This is a genomic window from Sphingobacterium zeae (assembly GCF_030818895.1).
In the GTDB taxonomy this organism is placed as follows: Bacteria; Bacteroidota; Bacteroidia; order Sphingobacteriales; family Sphingobacteriaceae; genus Sphingobacterium; species Sphingobacterium zeae.
The window spans coordinates 3,694,145-3,719,262 of the sequence record NZ_JAUTBA010000001.1 but is presented as its reverse complement, the minus strand read 5'-3'; the positions used below and the strand labels follow the sequence as shown (position 1 = coordinate 3,719,262).

Genomic DNA, 25,118 nt, shown 5'->3' with positions numbered 1-25,118 from the left:
TTTTAATTTTACAATGAAGAACGAAAATGAATCGCTGGAAACTTTTTATAGAGAAAAGTTAGGGATACTACCCAGTGAAATTTTTAAGAAAACAGGGCACTTCAATGTGTTTACGATGCAGGACTATACCGGTCCTGCACCTGCATTTCCGATGCCCTACAGCCGCAAAGATTATTATAAAGTCGCCTTGATCCGAGGGCCTCATATCGTTGAATATGCCGATCACACCTACTACGTAAAGCAGAACATGTTGATGTTCGCCAATCCGCAGATTCCGTACAACTGGACGCCTGAATACATACAGCCCACGGGCGCTTTCTGCGTGTTTACGGAAGACTTTATGAAGGGATATGGCAACATCAAAAATTATCCACTTTATCAGCCAGGTGGAACTCCCATTCTCGATCTTACCGATGAGGACGTCGAACAAATAATGATACTCTTCAACAAAATGTTCACGGAAATCGAATCAGATTATATTTATAAGTATGATCTGTTGCGAAATCAGGTTTTTGAACTCATCCATAAGGGGCTGCGGCTTTTACCTGCGTTAACAATCGATGACCAAAGCAAATCGAATGCAGTGAGTAGAATCAGTTCTTTGTTTCATGAGCTACTGGAAAGACAATTCCCTATAGAATCTACTATGCAAAAGGTAAAACTGAAAACGCCTAAGGAGTTTGCTGATCAATTGTTTGTACACACCAATCATCTGAATCGGGTACTGAAAGATGCCACCGGAAAAACCACTTCGCAACTGATTGGCGAACGGTTAAGTGCAGAGGCCAGAGCACTGTTAAAGCACACCAACTGGAATATCTCAGAAATTGGTTGGTGTCTGGGATTTGAGGATACTTCTAATTTCGTTAAGTTTTTCAAGAAATACAGTACTACCACACCACATCAATACAGAATGTAAGTCCTGTTTGATTTTGACCATTTTCGGTTTGATTGGGTCTTTTCTGCCGTAACCATTCATTCTAACTTTGCTTCATAAAATAAAAGATAATATAATTTTAGTATGAAAGCGTATATTTTAGAAAAAAACGGAGGTGTAGAAAACCTTAAACAAGTGCAATTGAAAGACTTGGTTGCTACCGGCGATCAGGTTTTAATAGAAACCAAAGCCATTGGTATCAATCCCGCAGATGTTCTGGTACGTAACAGCGATTTTATGTTAAATATGATCACTGGAGGAAATGTTCCGGAACAAATCATTTTAGGCTGGGATGTTTCCGGTGTGGTAAAACAAGTGGGTGAAAAAGTCACAACTTTTACGGTAGGCGACGAAGTTTTCGGATTGATCAGCATGCCGGGATTAGGAAGTACTTATGCTACCGAGGTTCTTGCATCCGAACATCAATTGGTTTTAAAACCAGAAAACATCCAATTTTCAGAGGCTGGTGCAACGCCAATGGCCGCTTTAACAGCTTGGCAGGCCGTTGTTACCAAAGCAAATGTAAAATCAGGCGACCGCGTGTTAGTACACGCAGCTTCAGGAGGCGTGGGACATTTTGCCGTACAATTCGCTAAAGAATTTGGAGCATATGTGATCGGGACTTCTTCGGCTAAAAATGAAGATTTTGTGAGAAGTTTAGGCGTAGATGAATTTTTGGATTATACCAAAGTGCCGTTCGAAGAGCAGTTGGAAAAAGTGGACGTCGTAATAGACGCCATCAACTCTGTAGAGCATATCCAGCGTTCGATTAAAGTCATTCATTCCGGTGGACGTTTGGTTTATCTGCAACCTCATTTTGCAGAAGCTTTGGAGGCTTCACTACAGGAAGCGAAGGTAGAAGGATTTGGCGTTTTTGTGAGCTCATCTGCTGAAAATCTCAAGGAAATTGCCTCTCTATTAGCCTCAGTAAAGGTCAATACCAAGGTGACCCAAACCTTTTCTTTCGATGACCTAAAAGATGCTCATAATGTGGTGGAATCAGGAAGGGCAACCGGAAAAATCGTCGTGGTGACAGAATAATTAATAAAAAAATTAAGAAATAATGAGTACAGAACAACTACCGTCAGGCTTTGTAAAAGCATTGACAGAACAGGAAATAGAAACATTAAAAGCATTTTACGGTGTATTCAGCCAGCGCGATTATACTGTGGTTGACACTATTTTAGCACCAGATTGGCAGGATATTCCTTTGGCACCAGGTCAGCAGGAAGGATCCGAAGGTTACAAAAAGTTAGTACAAGGTTTTGTACAGGCTTTCTCGGACGTGGAGGTAAATATCCATGAAATATTTGGTTCACATGAACGTGCGGGTGTACGCGCAGAAATGGTTTTTACCCACAACAACGAATTTTTGGGCATTCCGGCTTCGGGCAAAAAGCTGAGAGTTAGTATCCATGAATTCCATCATATTAAAGACGGAAAACTGGTAAAAACATGGCATTTGGAAGATTGGTTAGGTATGTTTGTTCAAACCGGCAGCTGGCCTGTCTCTACTAACCAATAATTAATAGCCAATATGTATTCTGATCTAAGAAGAAAAGTAGCTCTATATTCTTACACCGTCATGGTCAATTTAAACGTTTTTAGTCAGATTTCACCGCTTATCGAACGCGAATTGTTCAAGGATTTGGTGGCTAAACATACGAGTGATAAACATTGCACAGGGATCAACAAACAGAGAAGATTATTTTCGTACAGTCTGTAAAACTTCCGGTTTTACTGGAGAAATAAAAGATGAGTAATTGTTATTCAGAGTATTTGTTCTTTTATAATCTTAAAATAGCATAATACTTTGCGCTAAAAATATTAGTAATAATCTATTTGTTTACTTATATTTGCATTGTTAACCAATTTAAAAACAATGTATTATGAGTGAATTAAAACAGTCGAAATATATCGATATCACGACAGATTATGGCTTTAAAAAAGTTTTCGGATCAGATACTAATAAGGATCTTCTCATCGCTTTCTTAAACGAGCTCTTTAGAGGTCGCAAGGTTATTGCTGACCTGTATTATAACAAAAATGAACATGTGGGTGATACAGCGGATATCGGTACCGTTATTTTTGATCTGACCTGTACGGCAGACAATGGGGAACGGTTTATTATTGAAGTGCAGCGCACGTCGCAGGTTAATTTGAAAAAGCGCATGCTCTACTACAGTAGTAAATTAATTTCGGATCAGGCACCCAAAGGCAACCGAAGGGCTTGGAATTATGCAATTAGCGAAGTCTATATCATTGTATTGATGGATGGATTTGCAATGCCTGATGCGGGGGAGGAGCAGTATTTCTTGCACGATATTTGTTTATGTTATCGAGATCATGGTAAAATATTTTATGACGATTTAGGATTTATATATGTGGAATTGGTTAACTTTGTTAAAGCTGAGGCAGAGTTAGTTAATGATTTAGATCGTTGGCTTTATGTACTCAAAAATATGTCTTCGCTAAATGGACTTTCCACTTATTTGCGTAAGCCTATTTTTGAGAAGTTATTTCAGTTAGCAGAGTATAGCAAACTAAAACCGGAGGAACGAGAGATGTACAACGTAAGTTTAAGGAATAAATGGGATGCCGAGAGTATCCGAAGTAGTCAGGAGGAGCTATTGAAACGAGCGCGCGAAAAAGCAATGGCTGAAGGAAGAGCTGAAGGAAGAGCTGAAGGAAGAGCTGAAGGAATATCTGAAGGAATATCAGAAGGAGAGGCTAAAGGAAAAGCAGAGGGAAAAGTTATTGGAAAAGCGGAAGTAATAAAAAATCTTTTGTGTTCGAATAAGTTTTCGATATCTGAAATTGCCGAATTAGCGGACGTTACTGTAGAGTTTGTAAAGCAGATCAAGGCAGAGAAGGCTAAAGGAAAATAAAACAGATTACAACATAAGATTTAACGGCCGCCTGGATATTTTCCAGGCGGCCTTTTTTGTGATTATAAATCCTATCTTAGTCCTATGCTGTACAATCCCTTTGAACAAGTCACCAAAAGTTCCTTTCGCGAGCTTGTCGAGTCCGGCTATGTCGACTTTGTGCTGCAGCGCTTGGAGTGGCCCGATGTCAAGGAAAAGACAGGCTTTCTACTAACACCCTATGATGATAAGGAAGCCGCCGATCAGCATGCCTATCAATTGGGAGCAAAGGAGGGAAGGGCCTTGCAGCTGCCGCAAGATGCCGATAAAATCGAAAGTTTGTTAACGACAGGATCAGGCTATCGGATTTTTCTTAACCGTATCAAGGAACAGAACTGGGACAAGCGCATGCTCAAGCCCTACGAGAAAAATATAATCAATTACCTACATACCAAAACCAAGTTTCAACGCAAAAATCCCATCGATATCCTTTTCTCCCTAGAATATGGCCGGGCGGTGGCTACCATTAGCGATGGGCAGACCCAAAAGAAAGTATTGGCTATTGAGGTCCTTCGATAGCCTGATCAGTTCCGAATTGAAATTCTCTATTTTCTTGCCTTGGGGCAATCCTTGTTTACAGTACAAATTGCGTATATTCGTATCAAAGGCAAACAAGAAAGGATACCATTATGTACTGGGATATTAGCCTCCATACGGATATTGAAATTATCAAAAAGACTTTTCCGCAGTTGCGGGATGAGCGTCGTCAATTGGATTACAATTATGACTATCCGGAAAACGTCCAGGCCATTACCTTTCCCAAGTATCCGATCCTGTATAAGGACAAGGATTCCAGCCCAGCTGGGATTGACCGAGATGGAGTGGGGTGTATTGCCAACCTATATTGACGACCCCAAGCTGCAGGCCGATCGCCGGCGCAATATGATCAATGTGCGCAGCGAGCGTATTTTGGAAGATAAAAAATCCTATTGGTACCGTCTGTGCAAGCAGCGTTGCCTTATCCCTGTGAGTGGTACCTTTGAGCATCGCGCGGTAAAGGGCTGGAAAAAGAAAGTACCCTATTTTATCGGAGCAGAGGGCAGGGAGCTGTTCTATCTACCGGACTTGTACTAGTGGCATGAGGCGGTGGATCAGGATGGCGTAGTGGAACCCGTAGGTTCCTTTGGAATGCTTACACGAGCAGCCAATGAATTGATGGCCAACATCCATAATGACGGGCCCAATAAGCATCGGATTATTACAAAAATCAGTTTAAACAGGATAAGGGATTCAGTATGTTAGACAATGGTCTTGCTCCCGAAGCAATTATATATTTTCTCAATAATTTCAATTGTTATTTATGATGACTTTCATTAAAATAGCGTTAACCGCTGCTAATCTTTTCGCACTTAATCAATGTTTTGAGATCAAAACGTTCTATTATAAAGAGAAATTGGAACATACTTTCATAGATGGTAAGAGTTATACTTTAGTCGGTGATAAAAACAATAAATATTATAATGTAGACCAGGCAGTTAAGCCTCATCCGTCGATGTTAAAGACAAGTTATTTTGACACTGTTCGAGATATAGTATTGAGAAATGTTGACGCCAGTAAATTAACAGATATAGATAAAGATGCGCAGATTTATGTCTCCATGTTTTTCGATCCAACTAGTTTGAAAGTGATCGAGGTGTACTTTGGATTTACTGCTGTAACTCCACTAAAATTTATGACAGTCGAACAGCTTCAAAAAATAGATGAAGATGTTAAGAAACTAGTACGGGGAGAGAGAAGAATAGGCTGGTACAGCGAACAAGAAATCAATGAGAACTTTTCTAAGCTCAAGTATATAGACGGTGTTGGTGTTAGTTTTTATTTCAGTCAAATCAAGGAGTACAAAAATGGCCAGATTCCAAAAGAAAAAGTAGCCCCATTTTAATTCGTATTGATGTAAACATATGCTATTGAGCTATTCATTTTTATGAAGATTATATGTCACTTTAATATGTCGGTTAAAATATAAGACAACTAGGTAGCACCTTAGTTTACTAAGGTGCTTTTTGATTTTCGTATCCAGTGGCAGTCCGATCTTAATTGTTACCTATCCTACTTTTCAATCAATGAAACGTCGATATCCAAACCTAGAGATTATCTTTCATCGCTCATAATTTGGCACTATTTTACGCCACAAATTCGACCTAGGGAAGGCTTTACCGTTATATCAATTTTTGAGACTGTAACGTGAACTATTTCTAAAAAGATTGGTGATTTTTGAACCGAACATATATTTTATGTCCAACTCAAAGTGTAGTTTATTTTAGAATATTTAGGTATTTTTTCTTGAGTTCTAAGCCGGCATCTTTAGGAAGTAGAAAATCTAAATTCTCATTCAAAGCATCATATTTTGAATTTATTTCATTTATTGATAGATTGTTTATTATTTTATCAGTTGCTATAGGTGTTACTATTAAATTTGAATTATTTGATAAATTTGGATTGTTTAATTTATAGGAATTTACATAGCTATCCAAATACGCCAAGATTGAAGCTTTATTTGATAAAGGAGAGAAAGTAGAATCGAGTTTTCCCATTTCTAAAAATCTTTTTTTAACTTCTTCTTCCGGGAGCGAAGCAAATAAATTCCTCTGCTGTGCATAATAGGAACTTAGTGAAAAGTCTAGTAATTCTGTAAACACTACGGCGTTATCACTCCAATAACCTAAAAATCCACCGCCCAAAGTTTTTTCGATAGTTGTTTTATCCTCATTTTTATAATTCCCATTATTTACAAAGAATACTGATGCATTTAACGTATGGTTTTCGTCGATTTTTTTCATTTCAGATAATTGATAATATATGCCTTCAAAACAATAAGCTTTATTTATTAAATATAATTTTAAACTATCTCCGTATTTCAATTTATATTTTGCAAGTTTATAATGATGCGCTAGTGGGAGACTATTTGTGAAATTGCTAATTAAATCTATATTCTTATCATTCTTCCAGCCTATTTCACCAATTCCCTTGTAGACTATTTTAAGATGATAAAGCTTTGAAGTATTGAAGTTTACTCCAAGTTCGGTTATTCCTGGAATTGAACCCTTGATATTTTGATCAAGTTGATTAGAAAAATAAAACTCTTTTTTATCTTCTGCACTATAGTAGTAAGGTTTTATTTCAGAGCTAATTAATTGTGGTTCAATTTTATCAATTAAACTATCTTTCCCGTTTACTTGTATACATATTGCGATTCCACCCAGATATTGATTGAATAATTCGCTAGATGGTTTGGGAGTAATACTCTTATTTAGAAATTTTGATGGATCATACTCAAGCAATTTCGATGAGTTTGTAAAATCTGTCAATGTTGGTTTATTTATATCAGTTATAGTTTGGGGGATATTTAATTCAGGGGAAAAATTAAGGTTATTTTTATTGATTAAAATTGAAGAACTTTCAGTTTTTCCTCCTTTTTTCAAAGTTGCATATGATGTTAAAATAGAATATTTGTTAACTTTGAAAGAAGTGTCCTTTTGTTGATCGACACTAAGCTTTATTCTGCAAAGAACATTTTGACTGGAATTCATTTGGTCACTTTGCTTAACATAAACAACAGCTTCATCTTGAGTGTCATTTATTAATTTCAACTTGACAGTCCAGGTCTGACCGAAAATTAAGCCTATGAAAAATATTTCAATAGACAAAAGTAATAATTTCTTTTTCATATTTTTATTGGTTAATAGCTTAAGTAAATATAGCTATTTCAATTCGTAAACATCAATAAAAAAACGCGTTGTTTTGTAGGTGTCAAAAAAAATGAAACAGCTTAAAACTGGCCATAAATGTCTAGCGATTTAAGTCTGCTACATCCTGATTTGTTTTCTGACGGAAGTGTACAAACTTCTTCGGGGAGTGTTGTAAACTATTCTTTTAAGACGGATGCTGGTACAAAAATCACGCCTTCTAGTACGAACCTGGCTAAAGCGACTGTATTAGTGGCGGAAACTAGCAATCTTAATTCCGAAATAGATACTCATATTCAAATGGCTCAGATGATGCGAATTCCTAGCCAACTACTAGCAAAAGTGGGAGCTACGGTAGGCCATATACAGGTCGGCTTGATATTGCTTAGAATGGATTGTATTATGCTAATGGTAATATTGGAGGAGTTCGCGCTTTGTTTAGAAGTGGGGGTGTTTTGGCGGGGGCTTTTGCTTCATCAGTTGTAGGCGGAGAGGTCGGTGGTATGGTCGGTAGTGCATTTGGTCCGGGACCAGGCACGGCTGCTGGCGCAATAACTGGTGCGGCCGTTTCTTTTGGAGTTTCTGCTGGAGTAGTGACTGCAGAGCGGGCATACGATAAAGTGTCGACAGATGTGGTTCAGGGATATACGAATTTTATCGATGCTATTAACAATAATATACTGAGATATAAATAATATGGTTTTGAAAATATCATTATGGAGCCATTTCCAAAGATTATGGGTGCTTCTGATATATTGCTTTTTGATATTCCTGCTTTTTTGGAGTGTCGGTTTTGATATGGTTATCTTATTACTTGGGTTTTTAATGGTTGGTACTTTAATAGTCCCAACTGTTATAGTCCATCTAAATCATTATAAATATTGTGCGGGACGACGTGTAATATTATTGGATGATATGATCGAAATTAAGGGTATTGATAATGTCCTTGCTGTTTCAGTAAAAGATATAACTTGTATTACGGTATATATGTCAGGAGCTCGTTATTCAAATCTAGCCATTCAAAGCTTTCCTTTTGAAAATTACTTTTATTGTAAAATAGATACGTTGACAAGTGGTCCTCTTTTTCTGCCAAGCCTTTTCTCCGCTAACTTAGATAAACTTTTGGAGGGGAAATATAAGGTACCTTTTGTGAGAGAAAGAAAATACTATCCAGTTATTGGTTAGCTGGCTTTTTTTGGGTGAAGACTATTATGGAAAACTATCGCAGTGAACGGTTGGAGGAAATGAAGCCTAAGCAGGCTGAAAAGAAAGAGCTTAGCGAAAGTGAAAGCAAAGAAGCATTGATAAAGCCTCAAAGCCGGTTAACATTTAGCCAAAGCGGACATCTAGCTAAAATGTCTCCCTTGAAGGTTAACAAGGGAGGCTTTTATTTGAAAAAGTATAAAATGCTTTGACAGTATGACCGAATTCAAAGAACATATCGAAATCTTTAAAGAAACTCTCGGCACTCGTTTCGAAGCTTGGCGCGTACTTATTGATCCCAAGGAAAAGTTGTATCCAGTTTATTGGAAATGGGATGAAGGAAAGTTTGAGCGTCGAGAATTTGCTGTTGAAACCATGAAACGTAGGTATCCAAACTTGGAGATTAAATTTCATTGTTCCTAAGCCGTGCAAATTTAAAAAGATTGCCTATTTTGCGTTTATGAGTTCCGAACTAGATATATACCTCAGCGCTTTTACCCATATTAAAAGAGCCAGTACAAGATATGGACTGGCCCCACATAAGCCGATCTTGCTCTTGACTTTGGTTGAGCTGATCGAAAAGGGTATTGTACTTAACAACCGTTTCGAAGTCAATGTCGATCTTGTGGGATTGTTTCAGGAAAACTGGCGCCTGCTGGTGCGGACTGGCCATCAGCCAGACTTTACACAGCCATTCTATTATCTGCAGTCTGACAAGGCGGCAGGGCAAAACTTTTGGTTTTTATACCCAAATCCCGGATCTCAGATCAATGCACATATCAAAAGTGTCAAGACACTCGCTGAAGTGGTGGCCTACGGTGCGTTCGACTATAAACTTGCCGTGTTGTTCAGTGATCCATTAAACCGCGCCGCAGTCCGTGATCAGCTACTTTCAGCTTACTTTGCAAATGAGCGTGTAGCATACTATCGGCATAAGGAATTGAATGACGGCTTTTGTTAATTCTCATTAGAATGCCCCCACTGATTCTCATTAAAATGCCCCCACTAATATGCAAAAATAATCATTCATTATCCTGATCATCTAAGATTTCGTTTTCCTGCTTTCGAGGGCGCCCTCTTCTAGTCCTTGCGGTATCTTCACCAGGAAAAAGATCCTGTAGTTCGATAAGATTTTTTACGCGATAGCTGTTCCCATTAAGTTTTACAATTGTTGCATGATGGACAATCCTATCTATAATAGCAGAAGCAATTACCCTGTCACCGAAGAGGTTTCCCCAGTCTTCAAAGTTTCGGTTTGTGGTGATGATCATAGACCCCGTTTCGTACCTCCTGCGAACGATCTCAAAGAAATCTTCCAGACTGTTCTGCGGCATTTTTTTGAAGCCCAGCTCATCAAGTATCAGCAGGTCAGGCTTTAGATAACGCTGCAATACGGACTGGTAACTTCCGTCTGCCCTTGATGCGAACAGTTTTTCGACCATTTCATTTGTGTGTGCAAACAGTACTTTTTTACCTCTTTTGACCGCTTCAAGCCCGATCGCATGGGCCAGGTGGGTTTTCCCGACACCGGGTTTCCCCATGAATATAGCATTGGAGCGCTGTTCTATGAACCGGCAGGAAGCCAGGTCAAATAATAGCCTTCTGTCCAGGTCCGGCTGGTAACTCAGGTCATAACTGTCCAGGATCTTTTGCGTATCCAGCCGGGATTCCTTTAGCCTGGACTGATAGCCATTGGACTGTCTTTTTACTATTTCATCTTCGATGAGCAGCTCCAGAAATTCAAGGTAGCTGATCTGTTTTTCCAGGGCATGCCTATTCCTCATTTCAAGGTTCTGGGCCATCGTGGCCAATTTTAGCTGGCGTAAATTTGCTAATAATGTTTCCATATTATTTATTTCAGTTTGTTAATCTGTCGTATAGTCCGAGTTCGTGTTCGTATTCGCTGGAATACACCATAGGAGACATTTCCTCGTAATTTTGCTTGTAAAGCTCGTTCTCGCAGATCCGTTTGACCTGCTGGTAGCTGAAGGCTCTGTAATGGAGCGCGCGCTTACATGACAGATCGATCTGCACGTCGGTAAACCGCTTTTTTAATTTAAGTATCCCGCGGGTCATCGGGCTCCAGTGGGTAGGCACCTCCGCCAGAAGATGTTCAAAGAAAAGCAGTGCAGAAGGTCCGATACTTCCCATTAGCCGCTTATATTCTTCTCTGCTGATATTCTTTTTATAATCCGGACGGTGTTCCTCCAGAGAAACGTACATGCCCATCTGTCCGCTTACCTGATGGAGTGCAATGCGGGTGCTGCCGTCAAATATTTTTAGGCAGGTACCGTTGCTTTCGAGCCTGACGGTTCTGCCCGCATAGGCAGCGGGCACCGAATAGTAATTATGGCGGTAGCTCACGTGTGCCAGCCGGGTGACTTTTCTGGATCCGACCTCCAGGATTTCATATCGCACCGGGGGCAATGCAAGCAGTGCATGCTTTTCATACTGTTCAAATACGGCAAGAGGGATACGGCGCGTGGTTCCGTGTACGCGCTTATTGCATGTCTCTTCGTTCCAGACCTTCAGCCCGCACAGCAGATCTTCATAGCCATTGCCATCGAAGCCCTTTAAAAAATTGTTTTTTACATATTTGATAGATGATTCAACTTTGCCCTTGTCCTGTGGACGGCGTGGCCTGCACGCAATTCCTGCACAGCTGTAGTAGGAAAGAAATTCAGAATACCTGCGCTGGAGCTCCGGTTCGTAAAGATCCGGAATGGTCACCCCAGATTTCAGGTTGTCAAGTTTGACAGTTCGCGGAACACCCCCAAAATACTCGAAAGCTTTGATATGGCAGTCCAGAAATTCGTCCACCCGCTGGCTGGTCACCAGTTTATAAAAGCTGTAACGGCTATGGGAGAGAACCATGGAAAACACCCATACTTTTACAGGGCGGCCATTCCTGCGGAAAGTACCCATATATCCGAAATCCACCTGCGCTTCTTCTCCCGGATCGCTGTGCAGCGGCACAAAAACCTCCTGCTTCTTTAATCTCTCGATACTTCTGGCGACACTGGGATAAGATATATCTAAACCGTGCTGCTCATGCAGGCGCTGGTGGATAAGTATAGCGCTCAGTCCCATCTCCTTATATACCTGAATGTCATCGAGATAATCGTCCAGCAGCTTTGGCCTTACCTGAGGCAAAGGTTCCTCTAGCCCACGCTCAAGGGCTTTCTGTATCCGGGAAACGGTCTTGCGGCACATCCCAAGTTCTGATGCTATCTCCCGTATCGATTTCCCGTGGGATAGCAGTGTTTTTATCGTATTATACATTGCCACTTTATACATAATGTCGGACTTTAATACTCCGACAAGTTAAACCTTAATTAAAAACTTAAGGTGGTGGCATTTTAGTGAGAATATATGGGGGTGTTTTAGTGAGAATTAACAGCTTTTATCATGAAGTACAATCATTGGTGCTAAATGAGCCCGAGGCACAGTACAAACATATTTCTATTCAGACCGAGGAAGATGTGTTTGTCAGATCCGGTTTGTTCAAACGCTATATCCCGCAGCTTTATCAGGACACCTGTGCCATGACAGGTATGCGGATGCGGTCTACCTTTAAGTACAACTTTATTGATGCGTGCCATATCGTGCCTTTCGCAGTTACGCATGACGATAAGGTTACCAATGGAATAGCACTATGCCCAAACTTGCACCGTGCATTTGATAGGGGACTGGTCAGTATTGATGAAAGTTATACCATTATGGTTTCCGACCATATTGATGAGCTGGAGGATCATCCTTATAGCCTATTAAAATTGAAAGGAAGAGAAATTTCTCTTCCCATAACACAATCCTATTATCCATCGCAGCAAAACTTAGCCTGGCATCGGGAGAATATATTTAAAGAATGATTTACTTATTTCCAAAGCTTTCTAGTTTCTAGAAATAGCTCTATCTGATTTAGCACAGTAGGAAGATTCTTAATAATATCTTGGGTCCAAAACCTGAATACCACATAATCCATATCTCGCAAGGCTCTATTCACGCGAATATCCTTTTGCATGTTGCGCTCGATCTTGGGAATCCAGAAAAGACGGTTGGACTTAATACGTTCTTTATTTTTCTTCCAATCGAATCCATGCCAGAATTCACCATCAACGAATATTGCAAGTTTGTATTTTTTGATGACAATATCCGGAGTTCCAGGTAGGGACTTGTCGTGCAGGCGAAACCTTATATTTTTTGACCATAGAGCCTTTCGAAGGATTAGTTCAGGTTTGGAATTACGGCTTCTTATTCTAGACATGTTATAGCTACGCTTTGAGGTGGTATAGAAACCAGCCGATTCTTCAAAGCGTGGTACATGTATACTATCATTGTGGTCGTCGTAGTTTGCCATTGTTTAAAGTTAGTAAGAATGAAGTAAAAGTCTAAAAGTTTCTTCGGCTTATGGAATAACAATATTGGAGCAATATAGCTTTAAGAATAATTCTTTAACATAACTTATTATCTGATAAATACTTGTAATTTGTGTGCTGTTAATTTTATTAATTTCAGGCTATAGTATTAATATTTTTACGTTTAATTACCTATATTTAATTGTGAAAAGTACTGCGTAACCTCCCTTTGAGCAAAAGTCTATTTGCATTCAAAAAATATTTTTTCTCAAGTAGGATTCGCAGCCATATATTTAAATTTTATGAAAAAAGAATTAGAACAGATCATCCGTGCAGCATACGCCAATGAACACTGCAGGAGCATTATTGAGGATACCGAATTTTACTTTCAAAAAGCGAAGGATGCCCTGGAAAGTTTAAAGCATTTTGATGTAACCGAGCAGCAAAAGCAGTTTATTTTAACCAATAAGGATGATTATCACCTATTAAAAAGCGAATACGATGGTAAATCTGAATATCACGATTTTCTCAAACTACTTTTCACTGTCATTAGTTATTGTGATATAAGAGCATATCGTAAAAATGAATTGAACGAATATCCAGATAAGCGAGTTTTAGCATCTGCAGCAGTTAGAATGCCTAATTGGGTGAACCAATTGATTTCCTACAAATTTGAACTTCCGATTTCTGAAGGATCAGTAAAAAATGCGATAGCTTACTTAGAAGATCCCGTTGGAAACTTTACTATGCTCAGTGATTCGCACCGGGAACAGCTGGTTCAAAATCTTTTCGGAAAGTCATATGTGAAGACATCCGTCATAAAGGAACTGCTGGAGTATTTTCAGGATTTTGGGTTTAAGGTCAATAATCCTCAAAACTATACGCATTTATTGAGCCGTATCTGTTATCTCATCAAAGATAAATGGACAGAAAGTTTGATAGGTTTAATGGTCGCTGATTCCACTGGCTGGCAAGAGGGGGTAGCCAGGCCGCAAACGGAAGAAAGTTACGTTACTATATGGAATCACAAAAAGCCATCAGGCACAGCTGCTACGATCAAATTGCTGAGAGAATGCCTCGAAGAAAACGGTAGTTTTAAAATATTTTATACCAGTCGCTATAATGTACACTATATAGCGGAAATTATAGATCTTGTTACTGATCAGAAGCAACTTGATGAAGCGGCCTGGAAAGTTCAATATGGAGATATTGAATGGTACAGTGACAAATTTGAAGATTATTATGACGGTACAGGTAAAAGAGCCAAAATTATCTATCTCGCTCGCAAATTATATAAGATCGATCCAATAAGTTCAGATAATTTTACTTTTCAGCACGGCTACCAATATCCAAGTGTTGGCAATCAGACGCCCATCGTCTCATACAAAACGGAGATTGATATCGTATCTGCTGAAAAGAGCGAAGAGACGGCGAACCAACATACTAATCCGTTGATAGAGCTTTTAAAATACAAGAAGCAGATTGTTTTACAGGGCCCTCCAGGAACAGGTAAAACCCATACAGCCAAAGAAATCGCTAAGTTGCTCTTTGAAGCGGATCAAAACACTGTAGTTGAGAAGCCAAAACATATCAATGTTGAGATTATTGAGAAAATAGTCAGACAGGGGCAGACTTTCCGTAGTGTGTCCGACTATGCTGATTATGAGATCACCAAGGTGAATGATAATGGGTTCATTGTAAAAACTCACAAGACAGGTAAGGAATATCCTGCTAGTTTTGAGAATATTATTAAATATTACGAAGGTCAAAAATGGTCGAAGGTTGGTGCCATAAGAATCGGCAATGATTCCTATGAGGCAGCTATTGCAAAGTATATTTACCAAGAGGTCGATGCCCAGGAGCAGCGCGAAGATATAAATAATACGAGCCGCATGCGTATTATGCAATTTCATCCGAGCTTTACGTACGAAGATTTTGTACGGGGTATAGAGTCAGACGTCAATGAGGATAAACTGCAATATAAAGCCAAAAACAAACAACTTGTGTTAATGGCCAATGAAGCTACTCTCCATCCAGAGCAAAACTACGTTTTGATCTTAGACGAGATCAACAGAGCTAACCTGTCCGCCGTGCTGGGCGAACTGATCTACGCATTGGAATACCGTAGCGAAGATGTCGAATCTATGTATAGCGTTGACGGCTCAAACAAGATCAGTCTTCCAGAGAATCTATATATTATCGGTACGATGAATACAGCCGATCGGAGCGTCGGCCATATCGATTATGCCATCCGTAGGCGTTTTGCATTTGTTGATATATTGCCTAAAAATCTCGAGCCAGATCTGAACGATAAATTTGATTCAGACCTTTTTAATAAAGTGTCCAGTTTATTTGTTCAGGATTATGATCCGACTGTTGACTATACAAAAAAGCGGGATCTGCTTAAAAATTCTGTCTATCTTTCAGCAGAGTTCCGTCCAGAAGACGTATGGATCGGTCATTCCTATTTTATCAAAAAGAAACATGCCACTATGGATATGCGATTGGATTATGAAATCAGACCCCTCTTGCTAGAATATATCAAGGACGGTGTGCTTCACGAAGAAGCTCGCGCTCATATACTGGCACTTCCAAATGATGTACCAGCCAAATAAATTCTGAGCGGATGAAGATTTCATTATACGAGCACGTCAGGCATATCCTTTATGAGCAGAAATACGATTCCGACGGCAACACCGTCGGCGCGGATGAGCTGTCGAGATGGTCTTCGTGCATACCTCGGGTATACAAAAATAGGCGAGGGCAAGACTATAACTGCTACCATATTATCAAGTCAAAAAATAAAGTTGAACTCACAGCAGATTATTATGTTGGTGTAGACTGGCTTATTCCGGGCGAGAAATATATACATGTTGCTCCCAAGCTAAATAAATATGTTATCGAACAGTTTTCAGAATTGAGCAATAAGGATTCCGATGTTGACGAGCGTGAAAGCGATAAAGCTGATGAGGCAGAGGAATTGAAAGCAGAAGAAAGCAGAATACAGGTCAACTACCTAAGAATGCTTTTGGATGCGATGTCAGATCCTATAGTTGCCAAAGAGTGTACAGACCTGATACGGATCGAATGGGATGACCCTATGATCTGTATTGAGCAGGATGATGACAGCCTGACTCCATTCTTGGTGGTGCAATTTCTGCAACTGCTTAGGCAGATCGTTCGCAAAGGTTTGAAGAAGTCGTATTACAATGTGCGAGAAAACCTTAACAGCCGAGTTAAAGGAAAGATCCTTGTGGGGCAGCAGGTCAAGCATAACATCCTTAAAAATCGATTGGCCAAAACTTATTGTGAGTATCAGGTGTTTGGAGATGATAATACTGAAAACCGCTTTTTTAAAAAGGTTTTTCAGTTTTCTGTAGCCTATATAGGTAATCAAAGTAGTCTTTTCCAAGGTAATGAAAAATTGCTTGAAGGTCTTATTAATTATATCCGCCCGGCGTTCGAACATATAGGCAACCTGGAAGGTGAGGATGCCTTACGTCAATTTAAGTACAACCCATTTTTTAAAGAATATAAGGAAGCATTGCGGATCGGAGGTTTCATTCTTAAGCGCTTTGCCTACAATATTAGTCAAGCGACAGAAAAGCGAGCAGTAGATACTCCACCGTTTTGGCTCGATATGCCAAGGCTATTTGAACTTTATGTTTATCAGAAGCTGTTGCAGGCTAACGGTCATGACACCGATAAGATCAAGTACCAGTATTCTACCTATGGTAATTCACTTGATATTTTAATCAAGGACGGGGAGAATTCCATGATTATTGATGCGAAATATAAACTCCAATACAAAACCCATTTGGTGCACGAAGATATCCGACAGATAGCTGGTTACGCAAGGTTGAATAAAGTTCGGAGGGAGCTGGGGGTAGATGATGACCGAAATATTGATTGTCTGATTATTTATCCTGATTTTGAGGAGGAGCAGGAAATTAAAATTAAGATAAATGGAATTTTAGCCAGTTCACAACGGATTAATGCTTATAAAAAGGTTTATAAGCTCGGCTTGGACATTTTAACATAATATTTTTTTGATGTTTTTAGATTATGATCATCAGTATTAACTCAATTTCTTGGGAATACCATTCTTTTTTTATAAAAAATCGCCTTTGGCAATTTTTTAATTATAATCGATTTCAGTATAGCTACTATTATGTAATTAACCTTAAATATTTGCAATTATATATGTACGATTTGATTTTATTAAATTTTATATACAAATATATATTTTAAAATTATGACTTTTCACGAAAAAACGTTGGAACTAAACATAACCCATGAAATTCTGGATTTAGCAGATAAATGGTATTGGTTTTTTATTGATAGTCCTTTATGGAAGTATTGGACGCCAGGATATAGAGCGCCTTTTACTAAATATATGAAAGCTGTGGCGTCCGGTTTTCATATCACTACCGAGGGGAAAAATGATCCTTCTGGAAATGCTGGTGGTGGATATGACGTGAGGATTAAAGCAGGGAACAATTCTCATCTACTCTTTATACAATATAAAAAAGGAGAGTTGGTTGCTACAAGTCCTAGTGATAGAAGTATTTTCCAAGAAGCACCGCAACAACATTTTAAATTTAAAATAAACAGCAAAAGTACAAATCAACATTTCCTATTGAGAGAGCTTGGAAATGCGGAAGGTGGAAAGGTCGGGAATGCCGTAGTCTACGCACTACCATTAATTGCAGACATGAATGAATTAGAAAGAAATGCAGGAAAGCTTATTCGTAAAACCAAGTTTATTTCAATCAAAGATATCGATAATCAAGCTGAATCACAAACTCCTCCCAAACCTATAAAAGAAAATTATGAACATAACTTTAGGGTATGTCTATCAAATATGGATCGCTGTGAAGTGAACTATGATTTTTTTCAGTTTTATGGAAAAGATAGGGCTCCTGAAATTATCGCAGATATTATTGCTATTCAATTTAGAAAAATATTGCTTGCCTTTGTGAAAGATATAGAATATAACATTTGGCGTAAACAAAATGTTGATCTATTTTTTGAGTACTCATTTTATAGATATCTAACTTTCTTGTTGCATTACTTCGAAGTAGATCCTGATAAGTTAAATAGCCCTTTTTCGGAAAAAATTGTCGACTCTTTTTTTCAAGATGAACATATCAATTATGAAAACTCCCCTAGAGACATAGAAATTGTTTCAGCAATTTTTAAAGCGCTAAATGAAATTATCGACATTCGTAATAACGAAATTGTTATACCTAAAGATGTCCCTGTATATAAACCGAGAATTTTGTTTGAAAGCAATGAGGAGGTTAAGATCTCTATCACTGAAAATAAAAGAGAATCATTAAATATATTAAATGATTTGAGTTACTTAATTGTTTAAACCTTAGGACCATCCTTAAACCCTGTGCACTAAAAGCATCGTTAAAACATATGCGCATTACTGTATAGAATGGATCGCTGTTCTAATAAAGAGTTGTGGCTGACGTTATAATGAAAAACTTAAATCCATTTTTGAAAATGTAATATAGAAATTGCTTCGGGATATATAATTTAAATAAGTAATGAGGAATAAATTTATTGATACTGAGAAAGAATTGTCGCTGTCGATATCTGAGTTTTTTAACAAACCTCAGTTTTGGAAGGATGCAATTGGAAATTCGCCTAAGTATTTTGTTCATATGTATAATGGAGATAGAGACTTTTTTGCATTATCGAAATTTTGCGCTTTTAGAAATGTAACTGTTGAGGACTATATAACTAAATTTAGATATGAAACAAACGGAACGGATGCACAAAGGCACATTTCTAGGCTTATGAAGCGGCAGTGGATGCCTATGATTGAGGTCAGTGATAGGGTAAGAGAAGCATTTACTAAATGGATAAGAGGTTTTTATCCGAGTTATAATCTCAATAATGCATCGATCATTTCCATTGAAAATATAATGGAGATATCATCTTCAAAATGCAAATTTATCAGCCCAGCGACGCTTGAGGATATGCTCAGAATTCAACGGGAGATCGGAAAAGTTGGCGAACAGATAGCTTTTGAATATGAATTAAATCGTCTAAGAGAGAATGGAATAAAAAATCCTCAAGCATATATTGAGCATACTTCTAAAATTAATTCAGCAGCAGGCTTTGACTTAACTTGTTCGTTAAAAGATGATTATCGGTTTATAGAAGTTAAATCGTCATTTGGGAATAGTTTAGATTTTTACATTACTGAAAATGAAATCAAAATATTGGAGGAACTCGGTGAAAATGCATATATTTATTTTGTGCGTATATCAGACCTTGAGAAAAGTAAAGGGATTGTTATCCGTATTCAAAAAAATCCGATTTTGACACTTAGAAAAAATGGAATCCTTAAACCAATTTTGTTTAGGGCTGAATTTTCTTAGCGAATGTGATAATCTAGTATTCGAAAATATTTAGATAATTGTAACTTGATAAGTTTCGACAAGGTTTCTCTCACGGCATAATATATATACTTCCAACTTCTAGTTCTTAGCTTTTTAAGGTTTGTGAATTTCCCTTATGCTCAGTGCTTGAATAGAAAGCTGATGATTCTTGGAATCTCAACATAAGCATTTTATTGTTATTCTAGGAACAGTTATTTTTCATATATATTAAATATTGATATAATTAAGAAAATTATAATACGCAAAAAATTACATTGTATCGGTAGATACATGAAAAATAAAACAAGGAAGCCAATATTTTAAACTTCCTTGTTTCGAAAAAGTTAATATTATTTAATCAATCAAAAACTCTCGGTTTTTAGATAGTTGATTGCCTTATTGCACTGTTTCTGCCTGATTTTTTTCCGGAACTGGTTCATCGTACTTGTGGAATATTAAACGTACACCGCTGTTTTTTGTGAAAAATTTAATTGACCAGTTTACAAAAGTAATGAGTTTATTTCTGAATCCATAAATGGACATCAAGTGGACGAACATCCACGTCATCCAGCCAAAGAATCCATTAAAATGAATTTTTCCCATATCAACGACCGCTTTATTACGGCCTATAGTAGCCATCGAGCCTTTGTCGAAATAATTGAATTTCTCAGTTGGCTGGTTGGAAATTGTTTGAAGGATGTGTTTGGCAACATAGGCTCCCTGTTGTTGAGCTACCGGTGCAACACCTGGTAAGCCACGAGGAAGATCATCTGTAATAAACGCCGAAACATCACCAATGGCATAAACACCTGGCATATCGATAACGCGACATTGATCGTCCGTCTGTATACGGTTTCCGCGCTGGATAATTTCTTTTTTGAATCCATCAGGATATTGCCCAGCTACGCCGGCACCCCAAATCACGGTTTTTGTCTCAATGCTTCTGCCGTCGGCGAAAGTAATCGAATTACCATCATAACCTGTTACCTGAACATTCAATAACACTTCTACACCTAGATCTTTCAGGTATCTTTCCGAATCTTTCGAAGATTTTTCAGACAGATTGGCCAATACTTTTGGAAGTCCTTCGACCAAGTAAACCGACATCTCAGATTTTTTTAATTCTGGATAGTCTTTTTCAAGAACGTTGTTTTTGATTTCTGCGATTGCACCCGAAAGTTCTACACCTGTCGGACCACCTCCAACAATAACGAAGTTCAGATTGGCTTTACGATCAGCTGGATTTTCTATCCGTACCGCCTCTTCCAGGTTTTGTAAAACATAGCTACGAATATTTAGTGCTTCTTGTATGTTTTTCATTGGCAAAGCATATTTCGTGATTTGTTGATTGCCGAAGAAGTTCGTCGTGGCACCTGTAGCAACGATCAAATAATCATAGTCAAAATCACCAACGTCTGTCCTTACAATTTTGGCCACATTATCTACACTCTTTACGTCAGCAAGTCTAAAGTGGAAGTTGTCTTGGCCTTTGAACATTTTGCGAACAGGGAAAGAGATAGAATCCGCCGAAAGAGTGCCCGTGGCTACCTGATACATCAAAGGTTGAAAAGTATGAAAGTTATTTCTGTCCAGCAACAGAACTTCAACTTCCTTATTTTTAAGCTTTTTAGCAACTTCAATTCCTCCAAATCCAGCACCAATAATGATTACTCTTGGGAATTTTCTATTTGAACTATTGCTTGGCATATTTTTAATAGTTTGTTGTAAAAATTCGGTACAATCGAATTAAGCTGCAAATATCTTAAATTTTAAAGGAAAACACGAATTATCTTCAGTTAATTGAAGGTAAACATGATAATTTAATATGAGACCGACTTTTAATTAGAGTAAAAATGATGATAATAATTGTAAACTAAGGGATTATTTCACCGTCGTCTGGTATTGGCAAACCTTGCATGAATGCTTCGAAAGCACCAACTGGAGCAAAATCAATATTTATATTTTTATAATCATCTTTTCTTCTCCATAAGCGAACAGAGTCTGTACCTTTTTTTATTAACCATTCGCGAGTTACGAGCTGTCGATCCTTTAGTCCGAGTACGTCCACCAGAAGCCATTGCCCTAAAGCGGACTGACCAAATCTTTTGCCGTTTTTGTCATACTCTGTATTGCTTCCAGACTGGAGAGATTTCATATTGCTTTGAGTAACTAGAGAGGGGATTACATTGCCATTTGGTAAATGAAGATGAAATCTGATTTCAGGTTTTTCCCCCTGAACTCCATTAAATTGTTCCCGTACTATTTCAAACTGGAAAATATCTTTAATAAAAAAATCGGGGTATTTTTCATGAAATTCTCTTGGTATCGGGATATAAACTTCATTTAATGGTCTAGGAATGTTACTGTTCTTATTTTTTGGTGCCGCATTCCAGGCATTTAGTCCGGATTTTTCCTCAACTTCTTTGGATCGAAAGGAATATAGCGGTAGATAAACTTCCTCTATCTCATGATCAACCTCTTTTGGAAAATCTATTAATTGAGCGTATGCCCTCAAAAGGAAATCAAAAGGATCTTCTATAATGCTGACATCAAATCGTTCAAGTATCAACGAGTCATTTTTGTTTGGATCAAATTTTTGCCAGATTTGAGAATCCCCATATGTATATCTATATTCTTTTTTACCGTCTGACCAAGAAAGTGCACTTGAGGTTTCATTAAAATTTTGTAGATTATTAATATCAATCAATGGATAAGTACATTCATTAATAGTGAATTTACCCTCGTCACGAGTTACATAATGATAAATATTACTATCTTCTTTAAGTCCAAGCCTCTCATAATCAAGTCGCATTTTTTCATTCTTGATTTCTGAAATTTTTACTGAAAGTTCTTCCAGATTGTTGCGTTTTTGATTGATCTCATCTTGATAGCGCTTAAGTTGCATTACTTTTTGGAAAGAAGGTTTGCTGCCCATCCATGTCTTTAAACCGATACCAACTCTCACATCACCAAATATAGAAAGGACATCATGCGGTGTATTTCCAATATCAACGTTTTGTCCTCCAAAGATCTTAGCAAAGACAGTTTCCTGAAATTTGGAATCTAGGTAGGGAATTAAATCACCTTGTTTTTGTCTAAACAAATTTGATAACGCACCATAAACTTGCAAAAATTTAATATATTCCTTTCGCTGTTCAGCAGCATAATTTCCCCAAATACTCATTTTATAATACTCCTAAGATATTTTCAGCAATTCTTTGAATAAGAGGCATTGTTACAGAGTTTCCCGCTTGCATATATAGTTTACTGTCAGCAAGCAACTTTGAAGTTACAAAATTAGCTGGATATCCCTGAAAATAAAAACATTCTCTTGGTGTCAGTTTACGGATACCAAACTCATCCCTAACCAATGGAACATTATGTCCTCCAGCACCCATATTTGCTGTAAGGGTTGGACATACGTTGTTTTTATTTTCTCGTACATAAACTCTTCGCCACTGATATAATGTATCTCTTGACTTCATGGTTCTATCGAGTTCCGAATAATACATATGATTCTTTTTATAATAATATTTATCTTCTTGTTTTCCCGGTTCAAGAACGTCATGTATCGTTTTTGTAAGCTCAATAGGGCCAGGAAACTCAAAATTCACATGGTTGGGAACCCTTAAAGGGTCAAATGCTACAATGAAAATACGCTCTCTATTTTGAGGTACATTTGCATGAGTCATTGAATTTAAGACTTTTTCATATACCACATAACCAAGCTTTTTTTCAAGTATCTCTTTAATGACTCTGTAAGTATTGCCTTTGTCGTGAGTCAAAAGATTTTTTACGTTTTCTAAAAACACAACTTTAGGATGGTGTGTTTCAACTATTTTCTCAATTTCAAAAAATAAGGTCCCCCTAGTATCAGAGAATCCTTTTCTGTTGCCAGCAATTGAGAATGCTTGACAAGGAAATCCTCCACAGAGAATATCAAATTTTTGCGGTATGGCTGCTTTGGTTTCTTCTTTGGTAATATCGCCAAAGGGTACCTCACCATAATTTGATGCATAAGTAAATTTTGCATTGTTCTCAAACTCACTTGAGAAAACAGCTTTTCCACCTATATTTTGCATAGCCATTCTGAAGCCACCTACACCTGCGAATAGATCAATAAATTTAAACGTTGGATTCTCTACTGCTTTGAAAGGTGCATCTATAGGAAGAAAATAATCGTAGGTATTAATACTTTTATTCTCTACAATTTGTAGATCGACGGGGTTTCTATTAATTATTTCTCTTGCATATTGAATGGCATAGTCATGAAATATACTTTCACTGTTTACTTGCAAATAATGAGTAAGATAAGCGTCATAAATATCCAATTCTGATTTCTTATTTCTGTGTTTTTCTTCTATCAATTGCTCGACTGAGACTTTATCTACTGTGTTTTTCACTTTCATCTAAAACCCTTATATTCTGTCGCAATATAGCAATTTCGTTGGACTGATTTGCTAATGATCTTATATAGTATTGCTAAAGAGTAAATTGCAAAATATAAATGTCTGAACGGGAGTATTTTATTCTTTATAGCAATATTGAAATGCCATTAATTAACACTTACATGGCTATAAGATAAAAAAAAGCGAAAGTATAGTAGCCTAATATTATATTAAAATATATTCAAGAGGTGGTTGCTTAGCATTGAACAAATTACAAATCTAACAAACTATCGTCGCAAACACAGGCTTTTAACCTATCGAGCTATTCAGATTTTAGATGTAAAAACGCATGGGAAAAGAACGTGTCAGATGGCATTTTATACCAACAGTCCATCAGCTTTACTCCATGCGCTTTCTTATTTATTCAACTGGAACACCAGTTTCTATTGCCTTATAATACTAGCTTAACTATATTTTAGTTAGCAATATCTCGTTTGAAGATTTAAACTCAACTTTAATTTTGTCTCCAATCTTAGCGCCGATATGATTAAACCAGCTACCTAAAAGCTTTAGATCATTATTACCATGGAGATTCTTTGCAAATTTATCACCTTTTTTAGTGTTTCCTGATGCCTTTAATTCTTTATCAATAAGGTAGCCATCACTGGTGCTAAACTTATAAATATTAGATTGTCTAGTTTCGTGTAAATTAGTGATATAAAATCCCTTAGCATATCGTGAAGGTATTGGAATATATCCTTCATTTTTTATTGCTGGCCTAGAGTTGGTATATCTATGAGTTCCCCAACCTAAATGTGTTTTCTTTAAAGTCGAAATGAATTGGTCTCCTGCTTTTGGCATATCTTTAATATTAGATTATTTTAATTATATTATATGTAAAATTGAACTTGAATTTTTATTTAATTTTATTGATACAATGATTAGTGATTTCTATTCATATTCATTGTTATCGAATTAAATGGTTGACTCCTTTAAATTATCGGATAATTTAACAGCCAACGGATTTCTAGCATCGATCTGACCTGGTTCCCATTGGAAATATAAATCCAACGCTAGAATCAGCTCGTCTGGCCGCCATTTCGGATTACGCTTTTCTTTCATTGTAATAACTTTTCACAATAATTGGTCGCCTTTCTCCCTGATAAACGAAAACAATCTTTCCTCATACATTGGGAGGAGGTGGGAAATTATTATCCCTAGGTT

General features: G+C 37.6%; 27 protein-coding genes. 18 read left to right on the top strand and 9 right to left on the bottom strand.

The annotated features are described in order from the left end of the window. Positions 1-13 precede the first annotated feature (13 nt). The 8 genes from QE382_RS15685 (at position 14) to QE382_RS15650 (ending at position 5,746) form a co-directional block, all read left to right on the top strand. Positions 14-919, top strand: a complete 906-nt coding sequence (locus QE382_RS15685) for a helix-turn-helix domain-containing protein (protein WP_307186732.1) — start codon at positions 14-16, stop codon at positions 917-919. A 102-nt stretch (positions 920-1,021) separates the two neighbouring features. After that, positions 1,022-1,978 (top strand): NADP-dependent oxidoreductase, encoded by a 957-nt coding sequence (locus tag QE382_RS15680; protein ID WP_307186731.1) that lies wholly within the window; start codon positions 1,022-1,024, stop codon positions 1,976-1,978. 22 nt (positions 1,979-2,000) lie between these two features. Further along, positions 2,001-2,462, top strand: coding sequence for an ester cyclase (locus QE382_RS15675; protein WP_307186730.1), 462 nt, complete (start codon positions 2,001-2,003; stop codon positions 2,460-2,462). Positions 2,463-2,826: 364 nt separating this feature from the next. Next, positions 2,827-3,825, top strand: coding sequence for an Rpn family recombination-promoting nuclease/putative transposase (locus QE382_RS15670; protein ID WP_307186729.1), 999 nt, complete (start codon positions 2,827-2,829; stop codon positions 3,823-3,825). A gap of 84 nt (positions 3,826-3,909) precedes the next feature. Next, a complete protein-coding gene (locus QE382_RS15665) occupies positions 3,910-4,383 on the top strand; it encodes a hypothetical protein (RefSeq protein WP_307186728.1) in 474 nt (157 codons plus the stop codon). Positions 4,384-4,493: 110 nt separating this feature from the next. Next, positions 4,494-4,712, top strand: a complete 219-nt coding sequence (locus tag QE382_RS15660) for a hypothetical protein (RefSeq protein WP_307186727.1) — start codon at positions 4,494-4,496, stop codon at positions 4,710-4,712. Next, the gene (locus tag QE382_RS15655) at positions 4,681-4,938 is read left to right on the top strand and encodes an SOS response-associated peptidase family protein (RefSeq protein WP_307186726.1); all 258 of its coding nucleotides are present in this window, start codon (positions 4,681-4,683) and stop codon (positions 4,936-4,938) included. The genes QE382_RS15660 and QE382_RS15655 overlap by 32 nt, the downstream gene beginning before the upstream one ends. Before the next feature lie 226 nt (positions 4,939-5,164). Beyond that, on the top strand, positions 5,165-5,746 hold the full coding sequence (locus QE382_RS15650) for a hypothetical protein (RefSeq protein ID WP_307186725.1): 582 nt from the start codon (positions 5,165-5,167) through the stop codon (positions 5,744-5,746). Positions 5,747-6,119: 373 nt separating this feature from the next. Here QE382_RS15650 and QE382_RS15645 read toward each other — a convergent pair whose 3' ends face one another. Then, positions 6,120-7,532, bottom strand: a complete 1,413-nt coding sequence (locus QE382_RS15645) for a hypothetical protein (RefSeq protein WP_307186724.1) — start codon at positions 7,530-7,532, stop codon at positions 6,120-6,122. Positions 7,533-7,945: 413 nt separating this feature from the next. On the opposite strand from QE382_RS15645, the gene QE382_RS15640 reads away from it, so the two are divergent. Genes QE382_RS15640 through QE382_RS15620 form a run of 5 tightly spaced genes read left to right on the top strand, consistent with a single transcriptional unit; the run spans position 7,946 to position 9,714 of the window. Beyond that, complete coding sequence (locus QE382_RS15640; protein ID WP_307186723.1) at positions 7,946-8,245, top strand: hypothetical protein; 300 nt, start codon at positions 7,946-7,948, stop codon at positions 8,243-8,245. Between the two features lie 7 nt (positions 8,246-8,252). Beyond that, the gene (locus QE382_RS15635; RefSeq protein WP_307186722.1) at positions 8,253-8,735 is read left to right on the top strand and encodes a hypothetical protein; all 483 of its coding nucleotides are present in this window, start codon (positions 8,253-8,255) and stop codon (positions 8,733-8,735) included. A 26-nt stretch (positions 8,736-8,761) separates the two neighbouring features. Then, the gene (locus QE382_RS15630) at positions 8,762-8,965 is read left to right on the top strand and encodes a hypothetical protein (protein ID WP_307186721.1); all 204 of its coding nucleotides are present in this window, start codon (positions 8,762-8,764) and stop codon (positions 8,963-8,965) included. A 4-nt stretch (positions 8,966-8,969) separates the two neighbouring features. Continuing rightward, entirely contained in the window at positions 8,970-9,176 is a 207-nt protein-coding gene (locus QE382_RS15625) for a hypothetical protein (protein WP_307186720.1), read from the top strand. A 37-nt stretch (positions 9,177-9,213) separates the two neighbouring features. Beyond that, a complete protein-coding gene (locus tag QE382_RS15620) occupies positions 9,214-9,714 on the top strand; it encodes a hypothetical protein (RefSeq protein WP_307186719.1) in 501 nt (166 codons plus the stop codon). 61 nt (positions 9,715-9,775) lie between these two features. Here the strand turns inward: QE382_RS15620 and istB are convergent, their stop codons facing one another. After that, positions 9,776-10,600: an IS21-like element helper ATPase IstB gene (gene istB, locus QE382_RS15615; protein ID WP_307186718.1), complete on the bottom strand. Its 825-nt coding sequence runs from the start codon at positions 10,598-10,600 to the stop codon at positions 9,776-9,778. A gap of 10 nt (positions 10,601-10,610) precedes the next feature. Beyond that, positions 10,611-12,050, bottom strand: coding sequence for an IS21 family transposase (istA, locus tag QE382_RS15610; RefSeq protein WP_307186717.1), 1,440 nt, complete (start codon positions 12,048-12,050; stop codon positions 10,611-10,613). A gap of 89 nt (positions 12,051-12,139) precedes the next feature. Between istA and QE382_RS15605 the strand changes: the two genes are divergently transcribed. Beyond that, on the top strand, positions 12,140-12,622 hold the full coding sequence (locus QE382_RS15605) for an HNH endonuclease (protein WP_307186716.1): 483 nt from the start codon (positions 12,140-12,142) through the stop codon (positions 12,620-12,622). A gap of 5 nt (positions 12,623-12,627) precedes the next feature. On the opposite strand, the gene QE382_RS15600 is transcribed toward QE382_RS15605, so the two are convergent. Beyond that, complete coding sequence (locus tag QE382_RS15600; RefSeq protein WP_307186715.1) at positions 12,628-13,110, bottom strand: very short patch repair endonuclease; 483 nt, start codon at positions 13,108-13,110, stop codon at positions 12,628-12,630. Between the two features lie 300 nt (positions 13,111-13,410). Here QE382_RS15600 and QE382_RS15595 point away from each other — a divergent pair, with 300 nt between their 5' ends. The 4 genes from QE382_RS15595 to QE382_RS15580 all read left to right on the top strand — a co-directional run bounded on the left by QE382_RS15595 (position 13,411) and on the right by QE382_RS15580 (position 19,506). Further along, entirely contained in the window at positions 13,411-15,723 is a 2,313-nt protein-coding gene (locus QE382_RS15595; RefSeq protein WP_307186714.1) for an AAA family ATPase, read from the top strand. 11 nt (positions 15,724-15,734) lie between these two features. Then, positions 15,735-17,150 carry a 5-methylcytosine restriction system specificity protein McrC gene (locus QE382_RS15590; protein WP_307186713.1) on the top strand — a complete coding sequence of 472 codons (1,416 nt, stop codon included), beginning with the start codon at positions 15,735-15,737 and terminating at the stop codon, positions 17,148-17,150. A 213-nt stretch (positions 17,151-17,363) separates the two neighbouring features. After that, a complete protein-coding gene (locus QE382_RS15585; RefSeq protein WP_307186712.1) occupies positions 17,364-18,485 on the top strand; it encodes a hypothetical protein in 1,122 nt (373 codons plus the stop codon). Positions 18,486-18,666: 181 nt separating this feature from the next. Further along, positions 18,667-19,506 (top strand): protein NO VEIN domain-containing protein, encoded by an 840-nt coding sequence (locus tag QE382_RS15580; protein ID WP_307186711.1) that lies wholly within the window; start codon positions 18,667-18,669, stop codon positions 19,504-19,506. A gap of 396 nt (positions 19,507-19,902) precedes the next feature. On the opposite strand, the gene QE382_RS15575 is transcribed toward QE382_RS15580, so the two are convergent. The 5 genes from QE382_RS15575 to QE382_RS15555 all read right to left on the bottom strand — a co-directional run bounded on the left by QE382_RS15575 (position 19,903) and on the right by QE382_RS15555 (position 25,016). Beyond that, positions 19,903-21,213, bottom strand: a complete 1,311-nt coding sequence (locus QE382_RS15575) for an NAD(P)/FAD-dependent oxidoreductase (protein WP_307185227.1) — start codon at positions 21,211-21,213, stop codon at positions 19,903-19,905. Positions 21,214-21,379: 166 nt separating this feature from the next. Continuing rightward, positions 21,380-22,690 (bottom strand): phospholipase D-like domain-containing protein, encoded by a 1,311-nt coding sequence (locus QE382_RS15570; protein ID WP_307186710.1) that lies wholly within the window; start codon positions 22,688-22,690, stop codon positions 21,380-21,382. 1 nt (position 22,691) lies between these two features. After that, positions 22,692-23,915, bottom strand: coding sequence for a DNA cytosine methyltransferase (locus QE382_RS15565; RefSeq protein WP_307186709.1), 1,224 nt, complete (start codon positions 23,913-23,915; stop codon positions 22,692-22,694). A gap of 447 nt (positions 23,916-24,362) precedes the next feature. Continuing rightward, positions 24,363-24,755 carry a hypothetical protein gene (locus QE382_RS15560; RefSeq protein WP_307186708.1) on the bottom strand — a complete coding sequence of 131 codons (393 nt, stop codon included), beginning with the start codon at positions 24,753-24,755 and terminating at the stop codon, positions 24,363-24,365. 114 nt (positions 24,756-24,869) lie between these two features. Continuing rightward, on the bottom strand, positions 24,870-25,016 hold the full coding sequence (locus tag QE382_RS15555) for a hypothetical protein (RefSeq protein WP_307186707.1): 147 nt from the start codon (positions 25,014-25,016) through the stop codon (positions 24,870-24,872). Positions 25,017-25,118 lie beyond the last annotated feature (102 nt).

Excerpts from the sequence above, each read along its gene's own strand:
- QE382_RS15685 (WP_307186732.1), top strand. The coding sequence starts at position 14 with ATGAAGAACGAAAATGAATCGCTGGAAACTTTTTATAGAGAAAAGTTA.
- QE382_RS15680 (WP_307186731.1), top strand. The coding sequence starts at position 1,022 with ATGAAAGCGTATATTTTAGAAAAAAACGGAGGTGTAGAAAACCTTAAA.
- QE382_RS15675 (WP_307186730.1), top strand. The coding sequence starts at position 2,001 with ATGAGTACAGAACAACTACCGTCAGGCTTTGTAAAAGCATTGACAGAA.
- QE382_RS15670 (WP_307186729.1), top strand. The coding sequence starts at position 2,827 with ATGAGTGAATTAAAACAGTCGAAATATATCGATATCACGACAGATTAT.
- QE382_RS15665 (WP_307186728.1), top strand. The coding sequence starts at position 3,910 with ATGCTGTACAATCCCTTTGAACAAGTCACCAAAAGTTCCTTTCGCGAG.
- QE382_RS15660 (WP_307186727.1), top strand. The coding sequence starts at position 4,494 with ATGTACTGGGATATTAGCCTCCATACGGATATTGAAATTATCAAAAAG.
- QE382_RS15655 (WP_307186726.1), top strand. The coding sequence starts at position 4,681 with ATGGAGTGGGGTGTATTGCCAACCTATATTGACGACCCCAAGCTGCAG.
- QE382_RS15650 (WP_307186725.1), top strand. The coding sequence starts at position 5,165 with ATGATGACTTTCATTAAAATAGCGTTAACCGCTGCTAATCTTTTCGCA.
- QE382_RS15645 (WP_307186724.1), bottom strand. The coding sequence starts at position 7,532 with ATGAAAAAGAAATTATTACTTTTGTCTATTGAAATATTTTTCATAGGC.
- QE382_RS15630 (WP_307186721.1), top strand. The coding sequence starts at position 8,762 with ATGGAAAACTATCGCAGTGAACGGTTGGAGGAAATGAAGCCTAAGCAG.
- QE382_RS15625 (WP_307186720.1), top strand. The coding sequence starts at position 8,970 with ATGACCGAATTCAAAGAACATATCGAAATCTTTAAAGAAACTCTCGGC.
- QE382_RS15620 (WP_307186719.1), top strand. The coding sequence starts at position 9,214 with ATGAGTTCCGAACTAGATATATACCTCAGCGCTTTTACCCATATTAAA.
- istB (WP_307186718.1), bottom strand. The coding sequence starts at position 10,600 with ATGGAAACATTATTAGCAAATTTACGCCAGCTAAAATTGGCCACGATG.
- istA (WP_307186717.1), bottom strand. The coding sequence starts at position 12,050 with ATGTATAAAGTGGCAATGTATAATACGATAAAAACACTGCTATCCCAC.
- QE382_RS15600 (WP_307186715.1), bottom strand. The coding sequence starts at position 13,110 with ATGGCAAACTACGACGACCACAATGATAGTATACATGTACCACGCTTT.
- QE382_RS15595 (WP_307186714.1), top strand. The coding sequence starts at position 13,411 with ATGAAAAAAGAATTAGAACAGATCATCCGTGCAGCATACGCCAATGAA.
- QE382_RS15590 (WP_307186713.1), top strand. The coding sequence starts at position 15,735 with ATGAAGATTTCATTATACGAGCACGTCAGGCATATCCTTTATGAGCAG.
- QE382_RS15585 (WP_307186712.1), top strand. The coding sequence starts at position 17,364 with ATGACTTTTCACGAAAAAACGTTGGAACTAAACATAACCCATGAAATT.
- QE382_RS15580 (WP_307186711.1), top strand. The coding sequence starts at position 18,667 with ATGAGGAATAAATTTATTGATACTGAGAAAGAATTGTCGCTGTCGATA.
- QE382_RS15575 (WP_307185227.1), bottom strand. The coding sequence starts at position 21,213 with ATGCCAAGCAATAGTTCAAATAGAAAATTCCCAAGAGTAATCATTATT.
- QE382_RS15570 (WP_307186710.1), bottom strand. The coding sequence starts at position 22,690 with ATGAGTATTTGGGGAAATTATGCTGCTGAACAGCGAAAGGAATATATT.
- QE382_RS15565 (WP_307186709.1), bottom strand. The coding sequence starts at position 23,915 with ATGAAAGTGAAAAACACAGTAGATAAAGTCTCAGTCGAGCAATTGATA.
- QE382_RS15560 (WP_307186708.1), bottom strand. The coding sequence starts at position 24,755 with ATGCCAAAAGCAGGAGACCAATTCATTTCGACTTTAAAGAAAACACAT.
- QE382_RS15555 (WP_307186707.1), bottom strand. The coding sequence starts at position 25,016 with ATGAAAGAAAAGCGTAATCCGAAATGGCGGCCAGACGAGCTGATTCTA.